Origin of the sequence: Moorena sp. SIO2C4 (assembly GCF_010672485.1) — a bacterium.
GTDB classification, from domain to species: Bacteria; Cyanobacteriota; Cyanobacteriia; order Cyanobacteriales; family Coleofasciculaceae; genus Moorena; species Moorena producens.
This window is the reverse complement of record NZ_JAAHGN010001515.1, coordinates 1-1,225: the sequence shown is the minus strand read 5'-3', so window position 1 is coordinate 1,225 and position 1,225 is coordinate 1. Positions and strand designations below refer to the sequence as shown.

The 1,225-nt window shown below is 41.4% G+C and carries 1 protein-coding gene; it reads left to right on the top strand.

Features of this window, described 5'->3' with window-relative positions:
* Window positions 1–186 precede the first annotated feature (186 nt).
* Window positions 187–1,152, top strand: a complete 966-nt coding sequence (locus F6K20_RS39110; protein WP_287298541.1) for a hypothetical protein — start codon at window positions 187–189, stop codon at window positions 1,150–1,152.
* The last annotated feature ends 73 nt before the right edge of the window (window positions 1,153–1,225 follow it).

The following is a 1,225-nucleotide window of genomic DNA, read 5'->3' as shown; positions in this document are numbered from 1 at the left end:
TGGATTTCTTTCTCTAGGGGTTCCTTCTGAATAATTAACGGTTTTGTGAAGGTGGTCGGGCTGATGGTGAATGAGCAATGGTGTACTACTTTATGATAGATACGTTATTCAATAGCATCAAATTACGTTATAACTGATTAATAATGCATTTATATATATTGAATAGCTGTTGTATAGCTGTTCACCTTGCTATTGCACTTGATTCCCGTTGCTTATCCCGATGGGTTGAAGCCAGTAGAGAGAGAGCTTAAGGATCCTAAAGCAAAGGAAGACTATCAGAACCAATGCCGTCAAAAGTTATTTCAGGATTACATTGACCGTAAACTAAAGGAATCCCATAACCGTCGAGGTTATTCAGAAGAGGAAACAAGGCGCTGGTTAGGCTGGCTTGCTAAAGGATTGAAGGAGGAAAAACAAACGGAGTTTTGGATTGAAAAAATGCAGCCTGATATGTTGAATAAATCCCGAAAAAAGGGTTTGTATCAGCTGAGTCTTGGGCTGGTTTATGGGCTGATTTTTTCAATGATTTTTGATCTGAGTCTTGGGCTATTTTATGGGGTAATTTATGGGCGATTTTTTAATAAAGTAGATCTTTCTAAAACTATTACACTTTCATGGAAAGACAGAAAAAAAATAATTGAAGAGCTGATTTATGGGCTGATTTATGGGCTGAGTGTTGGGCTAATTTATGGGCTGAGTGTTGGGTTGAGTGTTGGGCTGATTAGAGGGCTAATTATAGGGCTGCTTTATGGGCTGATTAGAGGTCTGAGTGGAGAAGAAGTAAAAACCAGAAATAAACCCAATCAGAGGATTAAAGAATCCGCTAAAAATACCGTTATTCTTAGTATAATTAGTTTCCCTGGAACTTTCTTGTTGTTTGTATTACCTGATCTAGTATCAGGAGAGAATGTTAAACTACTCAGCATGTTAATTGGTGCTTCTGGGATGGCAATGTTAATTGGCTTTTCATATGCTGGCAGACCTGTCATTCAGCATTTCGTCCTCCGCCTCATTCTCTGGCGCAGTGGTTCAATCCCCTGGGATTACGCCCATTTCCTGAGCTATGCCACAGAACGCCGCTTGATCAAGCAAGTCGGTGGACGCTATCGATTCATTCACGATTTGCTGCGGGAGCACTTTGCCACAACCTAGTGTGGAGAGTGTGGGAGCATGTCACCTTGTCTTGATGCAGTCGCTCATGGGGGAAACCACGGCAGTCGCTCAG